Origin of the sequence: Deinococcus sp., from assembly GCF_025362455.1 — a bacterium.
Taxonomy (GTDB): Bacteria; Deinococcota; Deinococci; order Deinococcales; family Deinococcaceae; genus Deinococcus.
In genome coordinates this window covers 1-3,388 of sequence record NZ_JANYGJ010000246.1, presented here as the reverse complement: position 1 = coordinate 3,388, position 3,388 = coordinate 1, and the positions used below count along the sequence as shown (strand labels likewise).

Genomic DNA, 3,388 nt, shown 5'->3' with positions numbered 1-3,388 from the left:
CGTCGGCTCAACCGAGAATATGACCTGCTGCCAGAGGTGACCGAGGCATTCATACAGTTGACCTTTATTCGTATCATGATCCGGCGACTTGCTGAGTTTGAGCGGGAGAAACAGCTTGAATCAGCAGCCTAGCGGCAGCCTAGCGGCAGCCTTACGCTTTCCAGACAGTCTCTAAAAACGAGAATAAACACACGCTTTGCCCCCTTTTTTCTCTCGGCGTTCTGACAAGTCGGCGCTCGGCGAGTGGAAAGTGCGTTTTTAACGGCTTCCACCACCCCCCATCCCCCCCGATAAGACCCACCCTGGGGGGCTTGACAGATGAGCACAACACCGTTTGGGTGTGGGGTTTTTGTCAGATGGGCCTCCTTAAACTGCGCCCAGATGACCGCCTCTCAGTTCACCTCACCTGTGGGTCGCTGGAACAGTTTGCGCGCTCAGTTCACGGCGGTCATCTTCGCGCTGACGTTCCTGCCCAATCTCAGCCTGACCCTGATTCTGGGCAGTGGGTCATGGAATTCCGGACTGCTGCTGTGGACGCTGGGTGTCGGCGGGCTGTGCGGGCTGATCGGCTCGCTGCTGGCCGCCGCCATGCTCGAACCGCTGGCCCGGCTGCGCACGGAAGTCGAGAGCAGCGACTTCGGCGCGGTGGGCCGCCCAGGTGACCCCAGTGAAGTGCGCGCGCTCCGGAGCGCCTTCGCGGGCTTGCTGAGCCGCCTGAGTACCGAACAGGGGCGGCGCGGGGCGTTCATGGCCACCCTGGTCCACGACCTCAAGACCCCGCTGATCGCCACCAGCCATCTGGTCAAGCTGCTGATGGCCTCCTCGCTCAGCTTGCCTGAGCGGGCGGAAGTCGGCACGCAGATGCTCTCGGAGAACACCCGCTTGCTGGCCCTGGTGCAGCAGATGGCCGACGCCCACCGCTTCGAGCGCGACGCCGTGAAGCTCAACCGCCGCGCGGCGGAGTTGCGCCCCCTGCTCGACGCCCTGGTCGCCCGCCTGAGTACCCGCGCCGCCGAGCTGGGCGTCGAACTCAGTGTCCACGGGCAGGGCCAGGCCGACATCGACGCTCCGGTGCTGGAACGCGCCCTGGGCAACCTGCTCGACAACGCCCTGCGCTACGCCCACCACCGCGTCGAGCTGAGGGTGCGCTCCACCGAGCACGGCGCCGAGGTCAGCGTGATCGACGACGGCCCCGGCTTATCAGAATCCCTGGACGTGCTGGCTCAACCGTTCAACGCCCAGCCGACCACCATCGCCGGGCAGCAGTACACCGCCGGAACCGCTGGCCTGGGTCTGTTCATCGCCCGCGCCGTCGCCGAGGCCCACGGCGGACACCTCACCTACTCCCGTCAGGCCACTGCGTCGATTAACACCGCGTTGATTAACACCGTGCTGACTGACCCTAACTCCGACTCCCCCCGCGCCTTCGCCCCCTCACAGGACCACAGCGTTCTGACCCTCACCCTCCCTGGAGGTGACCTATGAAACTCGTAATCGCCGACGATCACCCGCTGTTTCGCATTGGCCTCAAGTACGCGCTGCGCGACCAGGGCTTCGAGGTGCTGGCCGAGGCCAGTGACGGCCTGGAGGCGCTGGAAGCCGTTCGCCGTTTTCAACCCGACGCCGCGCTGCTCGACGTGAAGATGCCCGGCCTGACCGGCATCGAGGTCTGCGAGAAGCTGCGCTCGACCAACCCCAGCGTGGTCAGCGTGCTGATTACCACCTTCGCCGAGCCCGCCATCGTGCAGGCGGCCCGCTCAGCAGGCGCACGCGGCTACCTCAGCAAAGAGACGCCGCCCGAAGAACTGGCCCGGCAACTGCGCGAAATCGTGGCCCACCCCGAAGTGGACCGGCTGCCCCAGGTCGAGGTGCCGCGTCTGACCCCCCGTGAACGCGACGTGCTGCCGCTGCTGGCCCAGGGCTATAGCAACAAGGAGATCGCCCGCTCGCTGGGGGTGAGCCCCGACACCATCAAAGACCACCTGGCCCGGCTGTACACCAAGCTTGACGCCCGTGACCGCACCGACGCCGTGGGCCGCGCCCGCACCCTGGGCCTCATCGGCTGAGGGCCGGGGCAAGGCCGTAACCTGAAACGCTGACAAGCCGTCACCTCAAACCTCTTCTCCAGCCTGGATGTGCTGGACTGCCTACCAGAACTTCGGCGCCCTGACCAGCAACATCCAGTCGGCGCAGCACTTCCACAGTGGGGCCGCTTCATCCATTATTCGCCGCCCCACACAGAGACAGGACTTCGGTTCTGTTTCTTTTTTTGGTTGGATAGGAGGGCGGCGCCGTCAACAGTCGTCATCCTGAACGCCGTGCAGAAGATGACGCGCCCCGCCCGGCCCACGTCTTCACCATCCTGCCCCGGCGGCGGGTGACAATGCAGCATGCGCCTTCTGCTTTCGCTGCTGCTGGCCGGACTCCCGCTCTCGCCCGCTACACTGGCCCTGACCATGCGTAGCGTCGTGTCCACGACCACCGTGCTGGAGCAGCCCGCCGACTTTGCGGGCACGACTTTGCAACACGTCCGGCTCGATGCTGGCCGCCTGAGCCTTACGCCGGGCGCCCAGTCCGGCACGGTGTCGGGCGAGGTCGCGGGCCTGGCCGCTTTCACCGAGCTGATTCCCTCGTGGAACGCGCTGACGCCGCCCGGCAGCAGCCTGACGCTGGAGGTCAAACCGGCTGGGGCGACCAAATTCTATTCCTTCGGCACCTGGCAGAGCGCAGCGGGCCGCAGCAGTTTGAACGGGCAGACAGACAGCGCCGCCCGCCTCGTCACCGACACGCTGCGCCTGAGTACCCCGGCCACCGCCTTCAGCTACCGCCTGACCCTGCGCGGCGTTGCCAGCCTGAGCCTGCTGGCCTTTAATACCGCCGACGCCCGTAACCGCCTGGCCGGAGCCGGGCAGGTCGGTGACAAAACTCTCTGGGACAAGGTGCTGGACGTGCCGGAGCGTTCGCAGATGCTCTACAAGGACGGCGGCGAGGGCTGGTGCAGCCCGACGTCCACCTCGATGATCCTGGCCTACTACGGAGTGACTTTCACGGTGCCGCAGACCGCCGCCGCCACCTTTGACAGCGCTTACGACGGCACCGGCAACTGGCCGTTCAACACCGCCTACGCCGCGTCCAAAGGTCTGCGGGCACTCGTCACCCGCCTGCCTAACCTGCGCGACGCCGAGCGCTACATTGCTGCCGGTATTCCGCTGGGCGTCAGCCTGGGCTGGAAGAAAGGCGAATTGCCCGGAGCGGCGGTCAGCTACAGCGACGGGCATCTGATGGTCCTGGTGGGCTTCGACGCCTCCGGCAACCCGGTCCTCAACGACCCCGCCTCGCCCACCGACGCGGGCGTGCGACGCACCTATCCCCGCGCCGCCTTCGAGAA

3 protein-coding genes are annotated in these 3,388 nt (G+C 66.1%); all 3 read left to right on the top strand.

Features of this window, described 5'->3' with window-relative positions; translation table 11 throughout:
- The first annotated feature begins 381 nt into the window (after positions 1–381).
- The gene (locus Q0R23_RS17120; protein WP_293915009.1) at positions 382–1,485 is read left to right on the top strand and encodes a HAMP domain-containing sensor histidine kinase; all 1,104 of its coding nucleotides are present in this window, start codon (positions 382–384) and stop codon (positions 1,483–1,485) included.
- Positions 1,482–2,066 carry a response regulator transcription factor gene (locus tag Q0R23_RS17115; RefSeq protein WP_293915007.1) on the top strand — a complete coding sequence of 195 codons (585 nt, stop codon included), beginning with the start codon at positions 1,482–1,484 and terminating at the stop codon, positions 2,064–2,066. The genes Q0R23_RS17120 and Q0R23_RS17115 overlap by 4 nt, the downstream gene beginning before the upstream one ends.
- 324 nt (positions 2,067–2,390) lie before the next feature.
- Positions 2,391–3,388, top strand: a 998-nt coding sequence (locus Q0R23_RS17110; protein ID WP_293915005.1) for a peptidase C39 family protein, incomplete at its 3' end; no start/stop codon positions are given.